The sequence below is a fragment of the Mycolicibacterium celeriflavum genome, assembly GCF_010731795.1.
GTDB lineage: Bacteria > Actinomycetota > Actinomycetes > Mycobacteriales > Mycobacteriaceae > Mycobacterium > Mycobacterium celeriflavum.
In genome coordinates, this window is sequence record NZ_AP022591.1 from 1,148,213 (window position 1) to 1,166,623 (window position 18,411).

Here is an 18,411-nt window from a genome sequence, read left to right on the forward strand (position 1 = left end):
GACCGACCCTGATTGTTTTGCAGGACAAGCGTACTGTTAGAGTTGGAGCGCGGCCGACACAGCCCGTCGGCTGCGAGAACTAGCCGGGAGTTGATGTGAGCAAAGGTAATAACGCCGAATCGTCCTTGAACTCTTTTGATGCCCGCGACTCCCTGAAGGTCGGGGACAAGAGCTACGAGATCTACCGCCTCGATGCGGTGAAGGGCACCGAGAAGCTGCCCTACAGCTTGAAAGTTCTGGCCGAGAACCTGCTGCGCACCGAGGACGGCAAGAACATCACGAAAGACCACATCGAGGCGCTCGCCAAGTGGGATCCCGAAGCAGAGCCCAGTGTGGAGATCCAGTTCACCCCGGCCCGGGTGGTGATGCAGGACTTCACCGGTGTGCCGTGCATCGTCGACCTCGCCACAATGCGGGAGGCGATCGGGGACCTGGGCGGTGACCCCGACAAGGTCAATCCGCTTGCGCCGGCCGACCTGGTGATCGACCACTCGGTGATCGCCGACCTGTTCGGCCGCGAAGACGCGTTCGAACGCAACGTCGAGATCGAGTACGAGCGCAACGGTGAGCGCTACCAGTTCCTGCGCTGGGGACAGGGCGCGTTCGACGACTTCAAGGTGGTCCCGCCGGGCACCGGGATCGTGCACCAGGTCAACATCGAGTACCTGGCACGGGTGGTGTGGGAGCGGGACGGCGTGGCCTACCCCGACACCTGTGTGGGCACCGACAGCCACACCACGATGGTCAACGGCCTGGGCGTGCTGGGTTGGGGCGTCGGCGGCATCGAGGCCGAGGCCGCGATGCTGGGCCAGCCGGTGTCGATGCTCATCCCCCGGGTGGTCGGGTTCAAGCTGACGGGTGAGCGCCAACCCGGGGTGACCGCCACCGACGTGGTGCTCACCGTGACCGAGATGCTGCGCAAGCACGGTGTGGTCGGCAAGTTCGTCGAATTCTACGGCGACGGCGTGGCCGAGGTGCCGCTGGCCAACCGCGCCACATTGGGGAATATGAGTCCCGAATTCGGTTCCACCGCAGCTATTTTCCCGATCGACCAGGTCACGATCGACTATCTGCGGATGACCGGGCGCAGCGATGAGCAGCTCGCGCTGGTCGAGGCCTACGCCAAGGAACAGGGCATGTGGCACGACCCGAAGCGGGAGCCCAAGTTCTCCGAGTACATCGAGCTCGACCTTTCCGATGTGGTGCCCTCGATCGCGGGACCGAAGCGCCCACAGGACCGCATCGCGCTGAACGACGCGAAGGAGGCCTTCCGCAAGGCCATTCACAACTACGTCGAGGACGGCAACGCGCCCGCGCACACCAAACTCGACGAGGCCGTCGAGGAGACGTTCCCGGCCAGTGACCCGGCGTCGAGCCTGGCGTTCGCCGACGACGACGCCATAGTGCCGTCGGCGGCCGTGGGATCCAACGGCCGACCCACGAAGCCCGTGGAGGTCAAGTCCGACGAGCGCGGCGAGTTCATCCTCGACCACGGTGCCGTCGTGATCGCCGCCATCACCTCGTGCACCAACACCTCCAACCCGGAGGTCATGCTCGGCGCGGCGCTGCTCGCCAAGAATGCCGTGGAGAAGGGGCTGACCTCAAAGCCGTGGGTGAAGACGACGATGGCGCCCGGTTCGCAGGTCGTCACCGATTACTACGAGAAGGCCGACCTGTGGCCATATCTGGAGAAGCTCGGCTTCTACCTGGTGGGCTACGGCTGCACAACCTGCATCGGCAACAGCGGGCCACTGCCCGAGGAGATCTCCAAAGTGGTCAACGACGCCGACCTGTCGGTGGCCGCGGTGCTGTCGGGCAACCGTAATTTCGAAGGTCGCATCAATCCCGACGTGAAGATGAACTACCTGGCGTCGCCGCCGCTGGTCATCGCCTACGCGCTGGCGGGAACGATGGACTTCGATTTCGACAACGAGCCGCTGGGCAAGGACTCCGATGGTAACGAGGTCTTCCTCAAGGACATCTGGCCGTCGCAGAAGGACATCGACGACACCATCGCCTCGGCTATCAACACCGAGATGTTCACCAAGAACTATGCCGACGTGTTCAAGGGTGACGAACGCTGGCGCAACCTGCCCACTCCGAGCGGCAACACCTTCGAGTGGGCCGACGACTCGACCTACGTGCGCAAGCCGCCGTACTTCGACGGGATGCCGGCCGAGCCGGAGCCGGTGACAGACATCAAGGGCGCCAGAGTTCTGGCGCTGCTGGGTGATTCGGTCACCACCGACCACATCTCCCCCGCCGGCAGTATCAAGCCAGGCACCCCCGCCGCCCAGTACCTCGAGGAGAACGGCGTCGAGAAGAAGGACTACAACTCCTACGGCTCCCGGCGCGGCAACCACGAGGTGATGATCCGCGGCACGTTCGCCAACATCCGGCTGCGCAACGAGCTGCTCGACGACGTGTCCGGCGGCTACACGCGGGACTTCACCAACGGTGGCGAGCAGGCGTTCATCTACGACGCCGCGCAAAACTATGCGGCGCAAGATATTCCGCTGGTCGTCCTGGGCGGCAAGGAGTACGGTTCGGGCTCGTCGCGGGACTGGGCCGCCAAGGGCACCGCGCTGCTGGGCGTGCGCGCGGTGATCTGCGAGTCGTTCGAGCGGATCCACCGGTCGAACCTGATCGGCATGGGCGTGATTCCGCTGCAGTTCCCCGAGGGCGAGTCGGCGTCGTCGCTGAAGCTCGATGGCACCGAGACCTTCGACATCACCGGGATCGAGGACCTCAACGAGGGCAAGACACCCAAGACCGTGAAAGTGACCGCCACCAAAAACGACGGGGCGGGTGGCTCGGACAGCACAGTCGAGTTCGACGCGGTGGTGCGCATCGACACACCCGGGGAGGCGGACTACTACCGCAACGGCGGCATCCTGCAGTACGTGCTGCGCAACATGCTCAAAACGCAGTAGGTAGACGCGTTGCCCCGGGTCACCGACGACCACCTGGCGGCGCGTCGTCGGCAGATCCTCGACGGCGCCCGGCGGTGTTTCGCCGAGTACGGCTACGAGAAGGCGACCGTGCGGCGGCTCGAGCAGACGATCGGGCTGTCGCGCGGCGCCATCTTCCACCACTTCCGGGACAAGGACACGCTGTTCTTCGAGCTGGCCCGTGAGGACGCCCAGCGGATGGCAGACGTCGCCGCGAGGGAGGGCCTCGTCCAAGTGATGCGTGACATGCTCGCCGCGCCCGACCAGTTCGACTGGCTGGCCACGCGGCTGGAGATCGCGCGGAAGCTCCGCAACGACCCGGAGTTCCACCGTGGGTGGTCGGAGCGGTCCGCCGAACTCTCAACGGCCACGCATCAGCGGTTACGGATGCAGAAACAGGCGGGTCGACTGCGTGACGACGTCCCCAGTGCCGTGCTGCAGACCTATCTCGACCTCGTCCTCGATGGTCTGGTTGCGCGGTTGGCTTCGGGAGACGATCCCGAAAAGCTCAGTGCCGTACTGGACCTGGTCGAGGCATCCCTGCGGCAGCGGCCGGACTAGCTGGCGCGCCTACTGCGGTGGTTCGGGCCGCCGCGGCTGCGCATCCTGGTGCCCGACTCGCGCAGCATGCTGTGGATCGAACCGTACGATCGGCCGGTGGACGCCACCAGCGTGCGGATGCTCGCGCCACCCTCGTAAGCACTCCGCAACTCGTTGAGCAACTGGTCTCTCGACTTGTCCAGCTTCTTCATCAGCACCTCCCCGCTTGATGCTCCGACGCATACCCAGCGTATGAACCGGCTACACACGGCGGATCAAAATGGCGAAACGGTCTTGCGCCGGATCAAGCCAACTCGATGAGATCGCGGTATTCCTCGGACCAGAAATCCTCGGTGCCGTCGGGAAGCAGCACCACGCGCTGCGGTTCCAACGCCTCGGCTGCGCCCGGGTCATGGGTCACCAGCACGACCGCGCCGACGTAGCTGCGCAGTGCGTCGAGCACCTGCTCGCGCGACGCGGGATCGAGGTTGTTCGTCGGCTCGTCGAGCAGCAGCACGTTCGCGGTCGATGCGACCAGCCCGGCCAGCGCCAGTCGTGTCTTCTCGCCGCCGGACAGCGTGCCCGCCGGCTGCTCCAGCTGCGGTCCGCTGAACATGAACGCGCCCAACAGACCCCGAAGGTCCTGCTCGCCGGTGTCGGGCGCCGCGTGCCGGATGTTCTCCCACACTGTCGCGGTGTCGTCGAGGGTGTCGTGCTCCTGGGCGAAATAGCCGAGCTTGAGGCCGTGGCCGGGCTCCAACGCGCCGGCATCCGGAGTTTCGGCGCCGGCCAACAATCGCAACAGCGTGGTCTTGCCTGCGCCGTTGAGGCCGAGCACCACGACGCGTGAGCCACGGTCGATCGCCAGGTCGACACCGGTGAAGACCTCGAGCGACCCGTAGTTCTTCGTCAGGCCCTTGGCGACGAGCGGGGTCCGCCCGCAGGGCGCGGGGGTCGGAAACTTGATGCGGGCCACCTTGTCGGCGACGCGTTCCTCGTCGAGGGCGGCCATCATCCGATCGGCGCGTCGCAGCATGTTCTGCGCGGCAACGGCTTTGGTGGCCTTGGCGCCCATCTTGGCGGCCTGGGTGCGCAATGCGGAAGCCTTGCGCTCGGCATTGGCGCGTTCGCGGCGGCGCCGCTGTTCGTCGGTGGCGCGGGCGTCGAGGTACTTCTGCCAACCCATGTTGTAGACGTCGACCTCGCCGCGCACCGCGTCGAGGAACCACACCCGGTTCACCACATCGGCGAGCAGGTCGACGTTGTGGCTGATGACGATCAGGCCGCCGGTGTGCTGCTGCAGGAAGTCGCGCAGCCAGCCGATGGAGTCCGCATCGAGGTGGTTGGTGGGCTCGTCCAGGAGCAGCGTTGTCGAAGAACCGGCCCCGCTCTCGGAAGCGGCGAACAGGATCCGGGCGAGTTCTACCCGGCGGCGCTGACCGCCGGACAGTGTGCGCAGCGGTTGGGTCAGGACGCGTTCGGGCAGTCCGAGGCTCGCGCAGATCCGGCCTGCCTCGCTCTCTGCGGCATAGCCGCCCAGCGCCGCGAACCGCTCCTCGAGCTGGCCGTACCGGCGGACGGCCTTGTCCCGGGCGGCGTCGTCGGCCACCTCCGCCATCAGCACCTGCTGCTTCTCCAGGTCGGCCAGCAAGGTGTCGAGCCCGCGTGCCGACAGGACGCGGTCACGAGCGAGCACGTCGAGGTCGCCTTCTCTGGGATCCTGTGGCAGGTAACCGATTTCGCCGTTGCGGACGATATCCCCCGCGTAGGGCTCGCTTTCGCCGGCGAGAATGCGCAGCGTGGTGGTCTTGCCCGCGCCGTTTCGGCCGACGAGCCCGATCCGGTCGCCGGGCTGCACGCGAAGCGCGGTTCCGTCGGTGGACAGCAACGTGCGTGCCCCGGCGCGGACCTCGAGGTCCGTTGCGGTGATCACGCTGTGCTGTCCTTACTTGTCGTCGGTGAAGGCCGGGGGCCGCTTCTCGGCGCGCGCTGCCACCGCTTCTTCGAAGTTGGCGGTGAGCAACCGGACGAAGAGTTGTCCGAGGCCCTCGGCTTGCATATGCCCTTCCAGGCTACCGGCGTCCAGTCCACTCCAAAGTGTGCGCTTGGTCAACTCGATTCCCGGGCGGGAGAACGTCGCGATGCGTTCACCGAGCTGGTAGCAAACCTCGAGCAGGTCGTCGTCGGGCACCGCGCGCGACACCAGGCCGATGCGTTCGGCCTCGCCGGCGTCGACGTCGCGGCCGGTGAGCATCAACTCGAAGGCCCGCGAGGTGCCGATGGCCCGCGGCAGCAGATAGGACAACCCCAGTTCGCTGGCGGTCAGGCCGTTGTTGATGCCCGCGGCCCGGAAGTAGGCGCCGTCGGCGGCGACACGGATGTCGCAGGCCAGTGCCAGGCACAGGCCCCCGCCGATCGCGGCGCCGTTGACCGCGGCGATCACCGGCTGGTGCATCTTGCGCAGGGCCAGGATGACGTCGTCGAGCACTTCCATGGACCGCAGCGCGAACGTCGGCCGGGTCAGCCCGTCGATGTGCGGTACGGAGCCCGCCGACTTGTGGTCGGCGCCGGAGGAAAAACCGCGTCCCGCGCCGGTCAGCACCACCGCCCGCACGGAGTTGTCGTAGGTCAGCTCCTCGAGCACCTGCTTGAGCGGCACCATGACGTCGAAGGCCATGGAGTTCATCCGTTCGGGCCGGTTCAGGGTCACCAGCGCGACGCCGGGACGCGGCCGGTCGACCAGGACGAAGTTGCTCTGTTCGGTGTCTGCGCGCTCGTTCACGCAGTGCACGCTATCGCGTGCACCCCGTCAGTCCCGGCTGGTCACTCCGGCTGGCCGTTGTCCTGCGCTGCGATCGCGGCGTCGATGTCGAATCCCTTGACCTGCTGTACCAGCTCCTCGAGGGCCGCCGGCGGCAACGCGCCAGCCTGGTTGAACACCAGTTTGCCCTTCTTGAACGCCATCAACGTCGGGATGGACCGGATGTCGGCGGCCGCCGCCAGCGCCTGTTCGGCCTCGGTGTCGACCTTGGCGTACACCACGTCGGGGTGTTCCTCGGAGGACGCCGCGAACGTGGGGGCGAATGCTTTACACGGGCCACACCACGACGCCCAGAAGTCCACCAGCACGATCTCGTTGTCGTTGATGGTGTCGTTGAATTGTTCGGCGGTGATGTCTTGGGTTGCCACGTTTGAGTCCTAACGCTGGTGTTCAGCCGGGTGTTCCCCAGCCTACGGACGGCGAAACGGTGGCGGCCGGGGCTAGACCGTGAAGCCCAGCGCCCGCAGTTGTTCGCGACCGTCCTCGGTGATCTTGTCCGGCCCCCACGGCGGGTTCCACACCCAGTTGATCCTCAGCTCGTCGACCAGGCCCGCACCCACCAGCGCGGTGCGCGACTGATCCTCGATCACATCGGTCAGCGGACATGCGGCAGACGTCAGCGTCATGTCGATCAACGCGACGTTGCCCTGCTCCCCCTGCTCGACGTTGATTCCGTAAACCAGGCCCAAATCGACGACGTTGATGCCGAGTTCCGGGTCGACGACGTCGCGCATCGCCTCCTCGAGATCGAACAACATTTCCTCGTTAGGCACTGCGGTGTCGCTCATCTGGCGCCTCCTCTGTCCCGAATTCAGCGCCAGCTTGCGCCAGCGCGTCCTTGAAAGCCATCCAACCCAGCAGCGCGCACTTGACCCGCGCCGGGTACTTGGCGACACCGGCGAATGCGATGCCGTCTCCGATTACATCTTCGTCGCCCTCGACCGTCCCGCGCGAGGAAATCATCTCGCTGAACGCCGCGACCGTCTTCAAGGCGTCCCCGACGCTTTGTCCGATCACCTGATCGGTCAGGACCGACGTCGAGGCCTGGCTGATCGAACAGCCCTGGCCGTCATAGGAGATGTCGACCACCTGTTCGCCGTCGCCGGACAGCGTCACCCGCAGCGTCACCTCATCCCCGCACGTGGGGTTGACGTGTTGTACCTGCGCGTCGAACGGCTCGCGTAGCCCACGGTTGTGGGGGTGCTTGTAGTGATCGAGGATCACTTCCTGATAGATCTGCTCCAGCCGCACGTCAGTCCCTGCTGAAGAATTCCACGGCCCGGCGCACGCCCGCCACCAGCCGATCGACCTCTTCGACGGTGTTGTACACCGCAAACGATGCCCGCGCGGTGGCCGCGATGCCGAACCGGCGGTGCAGCGGCCATGCGCAGTGGTGGCCCACGCGTACCGCCACGCCCTCGTCGTCGAGCACCTGCCCCACATCGTGGGCGTGGACCCCGTCGACGACGAAGCTGACCGGCGACCCGCGGTTCTCCAGTGACCTCGGCCCGATGATTCGCACTCCGTCGAGCGCGGTCAGTCCTTCGAGCGCCGCCGCGACCAGTTCGGCCTCGTGCGCTTCGACGGCGGCCATCCCGACCTCGCGCAGATACCGCGCGGCGGCCGCCAGCCCGACCACTTGCGACGTCATCGGCGTGCCGGCCTCGAAGCGCTGCGGCGCCGGCGCGTACGTCGTCTCCTCCATCGTGACGGTCTCGATCATCGACCCGCCGGTGAGGAACGGCGGCAACGCGTTCAGCAGCGCGCCGCGGCCGTACAACACCCCGATCCCGGTCGGCCCCAACATCTTGTGCCCGGAGAAGGCCGCGAAGTCGACGTCGAGCGCATGGAAGTCGACGGGCTGGTGTGGCACCGACTGGCAGGCGTCGAGCACGGTCAGCGCGCCGACCGCCCTGGCACGCGAAACCAGTTCGTCGACCGGCGCCAGCGCACCGGTGACGTTCGAACGATGGCTGAACGCAACAACTTTGACGCGGTCGTCGAGTCGCAGCGAGTCGAGGTCGATGCGGCCGTCAGACGTGACCCCGTACCATTTCAGCGTCGCGCCGGTGCGGCGCGCCAACTCCTGCCACGGGACCAGATTGGCGTGGTGTTCGAGTTCGGTCGTGACGATCACATCGCCCGGACCGACGGCGCCCTCGAAGCGCGTGTCACCCAGCGCGTAGGACACCAGGTTGAGCGCCTCGGTCGCGTTCTTGGTGAACACCAACTCATCGGGGTCGGCGCCGACGAATGCCGCGATGTCCGCGCGGCCCTCCTCGTAGGCGTCGGTGGCCTCCTCCATCAACTGGTGCGCACCGCGATGCACGGCGCCGTACGAGGTGACCAGGAACTCGCGCTCGGCGTCGAGGACCTGCAGCGGCCGTTGCGACGTCGCCCCGGAATCCAGGTACGCCAACACGTTTCCGCCGCGCATCTGCTTCTTCAGGATCGGGAAGTCCGCGCGGACGGCGGCCAGATCCAGCGGGCGAACGGAGGCGGTCACCGGTTACGCCTCCGCGGTCGCCGTCTGGGTGAACCCGACGTAGCCGTTCTCTTCGAGTTCGTCCGCGAGTTCCGGACCGCCGGAGGTGACGATGCGCCCGTCGACGAACACGTGCACGAACTGCGGCCGGATGTAGCGCAGGATGCGGGTGTAGTGCGTGATCAGCAGCACGCCGCCGTTCTCGGTTTCGGCGTAGCGGTTGACGCCCTCGCTGACCACCCGCAGCGCGTCGACGTCAAGACCCGAGTCCGTCTCGTCCAGGATCGCGATCTTCGGTTTCAGCAGGGCCAGTTGCAGGATCTCGTGGCGCTTCTTCTCACCGCCCGAGAACCCTTCGTTGACACTGCGTTCGGAGAACGCCGCATCGATCCCGAGATCGCTCATCGCGGCCTTGACCTCTTTGACCCAGTGCCGCAATTTCGGCGCCTCACCGCGCACGGCGGTGGCAGCGGTGCGCAGGAAGTTCGACATCGACACCCCCGGCACCTCGACGGGGTACTGCATCGCGAGGAACAACCCCGCGCGGGCGCGCTCGTCGATGCTCATCTCCAGCACGTCCTGGCCGTCCAGCGTGATCGAACCGGACGTCACCGTGTACCTGGGGTGGCCGGCGATCGCATACGACAACGTGGATTTGCCGGAACCGTTCGGACCCATCACCGCGTGGGTCTCCCCCGACTTCACGGTCAGGTCGACACCCTTGAGGATCGGTATCTCGGTCTGCTCGGGCGTGATGACCGAGACGTGCAGGTCTTTGACTTCCAGTGTGGTCATGATTGGGCTGTTCTCGATTCCGTGATCGCTAGTTCTCGTTCGATTGCTTCGGTGAGGCGCTCGCGCACCGCGGGCACGGCGATTTTGGCGATGATCTCGTTGAAGAAACCGCGCACCACCAAGCGACGCGCCTGATTCTCGGGGATGCCGCGGGCCCGCAGATAGAACAACTGCTCGTCGTCGAAACGTCCGGTGGCACTGGCGTGCCCGGCGCCGACGATCTCACCCGTCTCGATCTCGAGGTTGGGCACCGAGTCGGCGCGTGCGCCGTCGGTGAGCAGCAGGTTGCGGTTCACCTCGAAGGTGTCGGTGCCGGTGGCCTCCGCGCGGATCAAAACATCGCCGATCCACACTGCGTGCGCATCGGGCCGCCCGGAGTCCGGATCCCCTTGCAGCGCACCCTTGTACAACACATCGGACTTGCAGTTCGGGTGGGCGTGATCGACCAGCAGCCGCGACTCGAAATGCTGACCGTCGTCAGCGAAGTAGGTGCCGAGCAACTTGGCGTCGCCCCCGGTTCCGGTGAAGCGGACGGTCGCCGTGGTCCGGACGACGTCGCCGCCGAGCGTGACGTTGACGTGACCGAGCACGGCATCCTTGCCCAGGCGTGCGTGATGCGCGCTGACGTGCACCATGTCGTCGGCCCAGTCGGCGATCCAGATCACCCCGAGGCCAGCCGAATCGCCGACGATGATCTCCACGTTGTCGGCGTAGGTTCCGCTGCCCCGCAGGTCCACGACGACGATCGCACGCGACAGTTCCTCGACGCGGATCTGCAGATGCCCGTAGGCCACCGCGCCCTCACCCGGGCCGCTGATGTCGATCTCGATCGGCTCGGCGACCTCGGTGTCGCGGGCCACGGTGACGACAGTCGCCGTGTCGAACGACGAAAAGGCCTGGGCCGCAACGCGGTCGGCGGGCACGCCGCCCTCGCCGAGGCGCTCGTCATCGCGGCGCACCGTCTCCACGGTGACGCCGGGTGACTCAGCGACCCGGATCTGCGCGCTACCCGTGGCGGACGCGGAGCCGTCGTGCAGCCCCCGGAGACGCTTGAGCGGGGTGAACCGCCAGATCTCGTCGCGGCCACCGGGCACCTCGAAGGCGTTTACGTCGAACGAGGTGAAGATCTCGCCCTTGTTGAGTGCGGATCCGGCCGGGGTCGGTTCGACCGCAGTGGTCAGCTCGGAAACCACTCAGCCCACCGCGCCTTCCATTTGCAGCTCGATCAGCCGGTTGAGCTCCAGCGCGTACTCCATCGGGAGTTCCTTGGCGATCGGTTCGACGAAGCCGCGCACCACCATCGCCATCGCCTCGTCCTCGGTGAGGCCGCGGCTCATCAGGTAGAACAACTGGTTCTCACTGACCTTCGACACGGTGGCCTCGTGGCCCATGGTCACGTCGTCCTCGCGGATGTCGACGTAGGGGTAGGTGTCGCTGCGGCTGACGGTATCGACAAGCAGCGCATCGCATTTCACGCTGGAGCGCGACCCGTGTGCGCCCTTGTTCACCTGGACAAGGCCACGGTAGGACGCGCGACCGCCACCGCGGGCCACCGACTTGGACACGATGTTGCTCGACGTGTTCGGCGCCAGGTGCAGCATCTTGGCGCCGGTGTCCTGGTGCTGTCCCTCGCCGGCGAACGCCACCGACAGCACCTCGCCGCGAGCGTGCTCACCGGTCATCCACACGGCCGGGTACTTCATCGTGACCTTGGAGCCGATGTTGCCGTCGACCCACTCCATCGTCGCTCCGGCCTCGGCGCGGGCCCGCTTGGTGACCAGGTTGTAGACGTTGTTCGACCAGTTCTGAATCGTCGTGTAGCGGCAGCGGCCGCCCGGCTTGACGATGATCTCGACGACCGCGGAGTGCAGCGAGTCGCTCTTGTAGATCGGCGCGGTGCAGCCCTCGACGTAGTGCACGTAGGCGCCCTCGTCGACGATGATCAGCGTGCGCTCGAACTGTCCCATGTTCTCGGTGTTGATCCGGAAGTAGGCCTGCAGCGGGATGTCGACGTGCACGCCCGGCGGGACATAGATGAACGAGCCGCCCGACCAGACCGCGGTGTTGAGCGCGGAGAACTTGTTGTCGCCGGCCGGGATCACCGTGCCGAAGTACTGCTTGAAGATGTCCGGGTGCTCACGCAGCGCGGTGTCGGTGTCGAGGAAGACGACGCCTTCGGCCTCGAGGTCCTCGCGGATCTGGTGGTAGACCACCTCCGACTCATACTGCGCCGCCACACCGGAGACCAGACGCTGCTTCTCCGCCTCCGGGATGCCCAGCTTGTCGTAGGTGTTGCGGATGTCCTCGGGCAGGTCGTCCCAGGTGGCGGCCTGCTTCTCGGTGGACCGCACGAAATACTTGATGTTGTCGAAGTCGATGCCCTCGAGGTTGGAACCCCAGTTCGGCATCGGCTTCTTGGTGAAGGTGCGCAGCGCCTTCAGCCGGGTCTCGAGCATCCACTCGGGCTCGTTCTTCTTCGTCGAGATGTCACGAACCACCGCCTCGGACAGACCGCGCTGCGCGCTGGCGCCCGCGACGTCGGAGTCCACCCAGCCGTAGCCGTACCGGCTCAGCGAGGCGATGGCCTCATCCTGGCTGAGCGGTTCGCCTACCTTGTGGACCTCGGGTGTCGTCGTCATCTCGACGCTCCTTGCTTGCTAGTTGGGGCTGTGGCGCTGATCTTGTCGTTCTTGTCGATCTTGTCGACCAGCGGTACGTGGGTGGTGCAGGCGCAGTCGCCGTTGACGATCGTGGCGAGCCTCTGCACGTGGGTTCCCAGGATCTCGGCGAACGCGTCCCGCTCCGTCTCGCACAGTTCGGGGAACTCCTCCGCGACGTGGGACACCGGACAGTGATGCTGACACAGCTGGATTCCGTGGATCGGTCCAGGCGCCGGCGTAACAGATGTCACAGTCGTCGCGTAGCCGGCCTCGGTCAGCGCGGCCGCCACTCGATCGGCCCTTGATTCAACGTCATCAGGGCCCTCGGTTACTCCCGCGAGAATCCCGTCGATACGTCGACGCGCGAACGCCCGCACGGCGTCATCGCCGCCGATCTCGCGCAACTGCCGGATCGCCGCCGCGGCGAGGTCGTCGTAGGCGTGGCTCAGTTTGGCGCGACCCGCCGCGGTGAGGCGGTACCGCTTAGCGGGCCTACCGCGCCCGGTGTGCTGCCAGGCGGCTGCGGCGCTGGCCTGCGCGTCGCCGGCATCCATCAGCGCGTCGAGGTGGCGACGCACCCCGGCGGCGGAGATTCCGAGCTGCTCGCCGATCTCGCCGGCGGTGATCGGTCCGGATTCCAGCAGGAGTTGCACGATCGCACCACGGGTGTGGCGATCGGCTCCTGCGGCGGTGCTGGATGTCGCCGCTGTGGCGGCTCCAGCCTCCGGACTGAATTTCACAACACTATTGTGACGGAATTCCGAAAGCCGTGTAAAGCAAGGGCACCCTTAGCCCGGCGGAGGCCATGCACCTCGGCGGTTACTCTGCTGAGGTGGCAGCCCGCCTCCCCTCGTTCAGCTCGTCGATCGCCCGTTGGCACGCCGACGAACCCCCGGTGGGCTCACCCCTCAACGACGCCGAGGTCATCGCGCTGCGCCGGACACGGCTGTTCGGCGCGGCCGGCACGGTGCTGATGGCGATCGGCGCGCTCGGCGTCGGGGCCAGGCCGGTGGTGCAGGACCCGACGTTCGGCGTGCGACTGCTCAACCTGCCGTCCCGCATCCAGACGGTGTCGCTGACCATGACCACCACCGGCGCGGTGATGATGGCGCTGGCCTGGCTGATGCTCGGCCGATTCGCGCTGGGAGACCGGCGCATGTCGCGCAGTCAACTGGACCGTCTGCTGTGGCTGTGGGTGCTGCCGTTGCTGATCGCCCCACCCATGTACAGCCGCGACGTCTACTCCTACCTGGCGCAGAGTCAGATCGGTATCAGCGGCCTGGACCCGTACCGGGTGGGTCCGGCGACCGGTCTGGGCCTGGACCACGTGTTCACGCTGTCCGTACCGAACATGTGGCGCGAGACACCGGCCCCGTACGGCCCGCTGTTCCTGTGGATCGGTCAGGGCATTTCGGCATTGACCGGCGAGAACATCGTGGCCGCGGTGCTGTGCCACCGGCTGGTCGTACTGTTCGGCGTGGGCCTGATCGTCTGGGCGACGCCTCGGCTGGCCCACCGCTGCGGCGTCGCCGAGGTGAGCGCGCTGTGGCTCGGCGCCGCGAACCCGCTGTTGATCATGCATCTGGTGGCGGGCATCCACAACGAGGCGTTGATGTTGGGCCTGATGCTCGCCGGCACGGAGTTCGCCCTGCGCGGTGTCAGCAGTATCGGCGCCGCCACACCCCTGGTGCCCAGGCCGCTGAGCTGGCCGCAAGACCGCGCGCAGTGGGTGCGGTGGCGGCCGCTGGCGATGCTGCTTTTGGGCGTCGTGCTGATCACGCTGTCGTCGCAGGTGAAACTGCCGTCATTGCTGGCGCTGGGCTTCGTGGCGATGGCACTGGCCTGCCGGTGGGGCGGCACGGTCAAGGCTTTCTTCCTGGCCGGCGGTTCGTTGACCGCCGTGTCGGTCGCGGTGATGGCTCTCATCGGATGGGCCAGCGGCCTCGGATTCGGCTGGCTCTTCACTCTGGGCACCGCGAACGTCGTGCGCAGTTGGATGTCGCTGCCCACCTTGCTGGCCCTGGGCACCGGCCAGGTCGGCATCCTGCTGGGCCTGGGCGACCACACCACCGCAGTGCTGGGCCTGGCCCGTGCGATCGGCGTGTTCATCATCGCGATCCTGGTGACCTGGCTGCTGCTGGCGGTGCTGCGGGGCCGGCTGCATCCGGTGGGCGGGCTCGGCGTCGCACTCGGCGTGACCGTGCTGCTGTTCCCGGTGGTCCAGCCCTGGTACGTGCTGTGGGCCGTGCTGCCGCTCGCGGCGTGGGCCACCCGCCCGGCGTTCCGCAGCACGACGATTGTGGTGACGCTGGCGGTCGGCATCTTCGGCCCCACCGCCAACGGCGACCGGTTCGCGCTGTTTCAGATTCTGCTCGCCGTGGCGGCCAGCACGGTGATCATGGCCGCGTTGATCTTGCTCACGTATAACCGGCTGCCCTGGCGGAGCGTGACGATGCGGCCGCCCGAGCAGCCGTCGCCACCGGAACCACAGCCGGTGAGACCCGACGCCTACGCTGAATCCCCGTGACCCACCCAGGACCGGGGACCTCCCCCGCCCCCGTGCGCCTGAGCGGGGTCAGCAAGCGCTACGGGTCGACGATCGCGGTGTCAGACCTCGATCTGGAGGTTCAGACCGCCGAGGTGTTCGCCCTGCTCGGGCCCAACGGTGCAGGCAAGACCACCACCGTGGAGATGTGCGAAGGGTTCATCAAGCCCGACTCCGGCACCATCGAGATCCTCGGCCTCGACCCGTTCGGCGACAACGCCCGGGTGCGCGAGCGCATCGGCGTGATGTTGCAGGGCGGCGGCGCTTACCCGGCCGCCCGCGCGGGCGAAATGCTCGACCTCGTCGCTTCCTACGCGGCCAACCCGCTCGACCCCGCGTGGCTGATGGACACTCTCGGCCTGACCGAGGCAGCGCGAACCACCTACCGGCGGCTCTCCGGCGGCCAACAACAGCGGCTCGCGCTGGCCTGCGCCGTGGTCGGCCGTCCCGAGCTGGTCTTCCTCGACGAACCGACCGCCGGCATGGACGCCCATGCCCGAATCGTGGTGTGGGAGTTGATCGATGGGCTGCGCCGCGACGGCGTCACGGTGGTGCTGACGACCCATCAACTGACCGAGGCCGAGGAGCTCGCGGACCGGATCATGATCATCGACCACGGTGTCGCGGTGGCCACCGGGACGCCCGAGGAGTTGATGCGCAGCGGCGCCGAGAACCAGTTGCGATTCCGCGCACCGCGCATGCTCGATCTGTCGCTGCTCGTCACGGCATTGCCCGAAAGTTACCGGGCGAGCGAGACGGCGCCGGGCGAGTACCTGGTGGAGGGCGCGATCAACCCGCAGGTGCTGGCCACGGTGACGGCGTGGTGCGCGCGGCTCGACGTGCTGGCCACCGATATGCGTGTCGAACAGCGGAGCCTCGAGGACGTCTTCCTCGACCTGACCGGACGGGAGCTGCGCCCGTGAATCGTTTTGCACCCGGCACGTTCTCGCCCGACCCCCGGCCGGCCACCGTGCAGAAGATGCTGGCCGCGCAGTTCAGCCTCGAACTGCGGCTGTTGCTGCGCAACGGCGAACAGCTGTTGCTGACGATGTTCATTCCGATCACGCTGTTGATCGGGTTGACGCTGTTGCCGCTCGGTTCGTTCGGACCGAACCGGGCCGCGACGTTCGTGCCGGCGATCATGGCGCTGGCGGTGATCTCCACGGCGTTCACCGGCCAGGCGATCGCCGTGGCGTTCGACCGCCGCTACGGAGCGCTCAAGCGGCTGGGCGCCACGGCACTTCCGGTGTGGGGCATCATCGCCGGTAAGTCACTGGCCGTGGTCGCGGTGGTGTTCCTGCAGGCGATCGTGTTGGGCACCATCGGTTTTGCGCTCGGGTGGCGACCGCACCTGGCCGGGTTGACGCTCGGCGCAGCGATCATCGCGCTGGGCACCGCGGGTTTCGCCGCACTTGGCCTGCTGCTGGGCGGCACGCTTCGCGCCGAGATCGTGCTGGCCCTGGCGAACCTGCTGTGGTTCGTCTTCGCCGGGCTCGGCGCGCTGACGCTCGAGGGCGGCATGGTGCCCTCCGCCGCGCAATGGGTCGCCCGGTTGACTCCCTCTGGCGCGCTGACCGAGGCGCTGTCGCGGGCGATGACGCTGTCGGTCGACTGGTTCGGCCTGCTGGTGCTCGCGGTGTGGGGTGCCGTCGCCGCGCTGTGTGCGCTGCGCTGGTTCCGCTTCACCTGAGACCACCGTCGCACCCACTACTACGGCTTGTAGTTGCGCTGCTCTACCATCGAACCCGTGCGACGCGCCTTTATGCGGCTGGTCGATCTGCTGCCACTGCCCAGCCTGCGGACCCAGCGCGTCATCGCGTTCCTCGTCATCCTGACCCAAGGCGGTATCGCCGTGACCGGCGCAATCGTCCGCGTCACCGCATCCGGCCTGGGCTGCCCCACCTGGCCGCAGTGCTTCCCCGGCAGCTTCACCCCGATGCCGCACCCCGAGGTCGCGGTCATCCACCAGGCCGTCGAGTTCGGCAACCGCATGGTCACGTTCCTGGTGGTGCTCACCGCCGCGGCCGCGGTCTTGGCGGTGACACGCGCGCGCCGCCGCCGCGAGGTGCTGATCTATGCATGGCTGATGCCGGCGTCGACGGTCGTGCAGGCGGTGATCGGCGGGATCACGGTGTTGACGGGTCTGCTGTGGTGGACGGTCGCCATCCACCTGCTGGCGTCGATGACGATGGTCTGGTTGGCGGTGCTGCTGTTCGTCAAGATCGGCGAGCCCGACGATGGCGTGCTCACCCGTCGGGCGCCAAAGCCTTTACGGCAGTTGGCTTTCCTTAGCGGCGTGGCGCTGGCGGCAGTCCTGGTGACCGGTACGTTGGTGACCGGGGCCGGTCCGCACGCGGGTGACAAGAGCCTCGACCGCACCATCCCACGCCTCGAGGTTCCCATCACGACGCTGGTGCACATGCACTCGTCGCTGCTGGTGGCCTACCTGTCGCTGGTGATCGGCCTGGGCTTCGGCTTGCTGGCGGTCCGTGCGGTCCGGCCGGCCATGGTGCGACTGGGCGTGCTGCTCGCGTTGGTGGTGGCGCAAGGGCTCGTCGGGGTCGTGCAGTTCTACACCGGCGTGCCCGCCGCCCTGGTGGCCGTCCACGTGGCCGGCGCCGCGGCCTGCACGGCGGCCACCGCGGCGCTATGGGCGTCGATGCGAGAGCGGGCCGAGCCCGAACCTCTCCAGCGCTGACTCGACGCCCAAGACGAACTCCCGCTGCTGCCGCTCCCGGGTCGGTGGGTCTAGTTGCATCCAGCCCAGCGACGGCTCGACCAGTTCCACCTCCAGCACCCGCGGGTCGGAGCGGTCGCCGACGACGTCCACCCGTGCGTAGAGCAACTCCTCGGGCGCCAGGTCGAGGTGCGCGGCCACCGCCCCGAGCGCCGCATATCCGACGTCCCAGACCTCGAAGTCGGGTTCGGCCGCGGTGAGCGTCTCGCGCGCGTACGTGCCCGACTCGTCAAACACCGGCACCTGGCCGGCCCGCCGCAGTATCGGGCCCTTGGTGAACGCGTGCGATTGCGAACCGCCGAGAAACACCAGCGCGGTCTCCCCGTTTTCGATGCGCGCATCGTAGGGCTGGATCAGCACAGGCCGCCCCGCGGCCAGCAGCCGGGCGGCGTGCCGTCGAGCGTCGTCGCGGTCCGAAAAGCGCATCGTGTCCACCGATCCCACTCCGACAGCGGGTTTGACCACGACCTCGGCACTGTTCGGCAGCCACACTGTGTCGCCCGGACCAAAGAATCGGCTCGGCACGATCGGCACCCCCGCGGCGGCAAGGTCGAGGAGATAGCGCTTGTCGGTGTTCCACGGCACCACCCTCGCGAGGTTGAGCAGGTTGCGGACCCGCCCCGCCCAGCCGAGGAACTCGTCGAGTCGATCGATGTAGTCCCACGTCGCCCGCAGGATCACCAGGTCGGCCTCCAGCGTCGCCGGGTCGTCCCAGGACAGCCAGCGGGCGTGCAGCCCGTGCTTGCCCAGCGCGGCCACCAGGCCGGCGTCGTCGCCGTCTCCCTCCGGCAGTGCAGGGCATCCGGCCAGCACGATGCGCGGATGGAACAGGTCGGGCCGCGCGAGCTTCACAACTGCAAGGATATTGGGAGGATGT

At 67.3% G+C, this 18,411-nt stretch carries 18 protein-coding genes; 6 read left to right on the plus strand and 12 right to left on the minus strand.

Annotation, left to right across the window (positions count from 1 at the left end):
- Positions 1–95 precede the first annotated feature (95 nt).
- Complete coding sequence (gene acnA / locus G6N18_RS05465; protein WP_083001594.1) at positions 96–2,933, plus strand: aconitate hydratase AcnA; 2,838 nt, start codon at positions 96–98, stop codon at positions 2,931–2,933.
- Between the two features lie 9 nt (positions 2,934–2,942).
- A complete protein-coding gene (locus G6N18_RS05470) occupies positions 2,943–3,512 on the plus strand; it encodes a TetR/AcrR family transcriptional regulator (RefSeq protein ID WP_067223655.1) in 570 nt (189 codons plus the stop codon).
- On the opposite strand, the gene G6N18_RS05475 is transcribed toward G6N18_RS05470, so the two are convergent.
- The 11 genes from G6N18_RS05475 to G6N18_RS05525 form a co-directional block, all read right to left on the minus strand.
- Positions 3,509–3,703 (minus strand): helix-turn-helix domain-containing protein, encoded by a 195-nt coding sequence (locus G6N18_RS05475; protein WP_067223879.1) that lies wholly within the window; start codon positions 3,701–3,703, stop codon positions 3,509–3,511. The genes G6N18_RS05470 and G6N18_RS05475 overlap by 4 nt on opposite strands.
- 92 nt (positions 3,704–3,795) lie before the next feature.
- Positions 3,796–5,424: an ABC-F family ATP-binding cassette domain-containing protein gene (locus G6N18_RS05480; RefSeq protein ID WP_067223658.1), complete on the minus strand. Its 1,629-nt coding sequence runs from the start codon at positions 5,422–5,424 to the stop codon at positions 3,796–3,798.
- A 12-nt stretch (positions 5,425–5,436) separates the two neighbouring features.
- Complete coding sequence (locus G6N18_RS05485) at positions 5,437–6,273, minus strand: enoyl-CoA hydratase (RefSeq protein WP_109749429.1); 837 nt, start codon at positions 6,271–6,273, stop codon at positions 5,437–5,439.
- 41 nt (positions 6,274–6,314) lie between these two features.
- Entirely contained in the window at positions 6,315–6,680 is a 366-nt protein-coding gene (gene trxA / locus G6N18_RS05490; protein ID WP_067223667.1) for a thioredoxin, read from the minus strand.
- Positions 6,681–6,752: 72 nt separating this feature from the next.
- The gene (locus G6N18_RS05495) at positions 6,753–7,100 is read right to left on the minus strand and encodes a metal-sulfur cluster assembly factor (protein WP_067223683.1); all 348 of its coding nucleotides are present in this window, start codon (positions 7,098–7,100) and stop codon (positions 6,753–6,755) included.
- The gene (gene sufU, locus G6N18_RS05500; RefSeq protein WP_067223687.1) at positions 7,078–7,563 is read right to left on the minus strand and encodes a Fe-S cluster assembly sulfur transfer protein SufU; all 486 of its coding nucleotides are present in this window, start codon (positions 7,561–7,563) and stop codon (positions 7,078–7,080) included. Before sufU ends, G6N18_RS05495 begins: the two co-directional genes overlap by 23 nt.
- Before the next feature lies 1 nt (position 7,564).
- Entirely contained in the window at positions 7,565–8,818 is a 1,254-nt protein-coding gene (locus tag G6N18_RS05505) for a cysteine desulfurase (RefSeq protein WP_083001590.1), read from the minus strand.
- 3 nt (positions 8,819–8,821) lie between these two features.
- Positions 8,822–9,592, minus strand: coding sequence for a Fe-S cluster assembly ATPase SufC (sufC, locus tag G6N18_RS05510; RefSeq protein ID WP_067223695.1), 771 nt, complete (start codon positions 9,590–9,592; stop codon positions 8,822–8,824).
- Positions 9,589–10,785, minus strand: a complete 1,197-nt coding sequence (gene sufD, locus G6N18_RS05515) for a Fe-S cluster assembly protein SufD (RefSeq protein ID WP_083001588.1) — start codon at positions 10,783–10,785, stop codon at positions 9,589–9,591. Before sufD ends, sufC begins: the two co-directional genes overlap by 4 nt.
- On the minus strand, positions 10,786–12,231 hold the full coding sequence (gene sufB / locus G6N18_RS05520) for a Fe-S cluster assembly protein SufB (protein ID WP_067223702.1): 1,446 nt from the start codon (positions 12,229–12,231) through the stop codon (positions 10,786–10,788).
- On the minus strand, positions 12,228–12,992 hold the full coding sequence (locus G6N18_RS05525; protein ID WP_067223706.1) for a helix-turn-helix transcriptional regulator: 765 nt from the start codon (positions 12,990–12,992) through the stop codon (positions 12,228–12,230). The genes sufB and G6N18_RS05525 overlap by 4 nt, the downstream gene beginning before the upstream one ends.
- Positions 12,993–13,084: 92 nt before the next feature.
- Between G6N18_RS05525 and mptB the strand changes: the two genes are divergently transcribed.
- The 4 genes from mptB to G6N18_RS05545 all read left to right on the plus strand — a co-directional run bounded on the left by mptB (position 13,085) and on the right by G6N18_RS05545 (position 17,495).
- Entirely contained in the window at positions 13,085–14,779 is a 1,695-nt protein-coding gene (gene mptB / locus G6N18_RS05530; RefSeq protein ID WP_083001586.1) for a polyprenol phosphomannose-dependent alpha 1,6 mannosyltransferase MptB, read from the plus strand.
- Entirely contained in the window at positions 14,776–15,720 is a 945-nt protein-coding gene (locus G6N18_RS05535) for an ABC transporter ATP-binding protein (RefSeq protein ID WP_308215035.1), read from the plus strand. The genes mptB and G6N18_RS05535 overlap by 4 nt, the downstream gene beginning before the upstream one ends.
- Positions 15,717–16,487, plus strand: coding sequence for an ABC transporter permease (locus G6N18_RS05540; protein ID WP_083001583.1), 771 nt, complete (start codon positions 15,717–15,719; stop codon positions 16,485–16,487). Before G6N18_RS05535 ends, G6N18_RS05540 begins: the two co-directional genes overlap by 4 nt.
- Before the next feature lie 72 nt (positions 16,488–16,559).
- Entirely contained in the window at positions 16,560–17,495 is a 936-nt protein-coding gene (locus G6N18_RS05545; protein ID WP_083001581.1) for a COX15/CtaA family protein, read from the plus strand.
- On the opposite strand, the gene G6N18_RS05550 is transcribed toward G6N18_RS05545, so the two are convergent.
- Positions 17,445–18,386 carry an ATP-grasp domain-containing protein gene (locus G6N18_RS05550; RefSeq protein ID WP_083001579.1) on the minus strand — a complete coding sequence of 314 codons (942 nt, stop codon included), beginning with the start codon at positions 18,384–18,386 and terminating at the stop codon, positions 17,445–17,447. The genes G6N18_RS05545 and G6N18_RS05550 overlap by 51 nt on opposite strands.
- Positions 18,387–18,411 lie beyond the last annotated feature (25 nt).

Coding starts and splice junctions, on each gene's coding strand:
- G6N18_RS05475 (WP_067223879.1), bottom strand. CDS start 3,703: ATGAAGAAGCTGGACAAGTCGAGAGACCAGTTGCTCAACGAGTTGCGG.
- G6N18_RS05495 (WP_067223683.1), bottom strand. CDS start 7,100: ATGAGCGACACCGCAGTGCCTAACGAGGAAATGTTGTTCGATCTCGAG.
- sufC (WP_067223695.1), bottom strand. CDS start 9,592: ATGACCACACTGGAAGTCAAAGACCTGCACGTCTCGGTCATCACGCCC.
- sufB (WP_067223702.1), bottom strand. CDS start 12,231: ATGACGACGACACCCGAGGTCCACAAGGTAGGCGAACCGCTCAGCCAG.
- G6N18_RS05545 (WP_083001581.1), top strand. CDS start 16,560: ATGCGGCTGGTCGATCTGCTGCCACTGCCCAGCCTGCGGACCCAGCGC.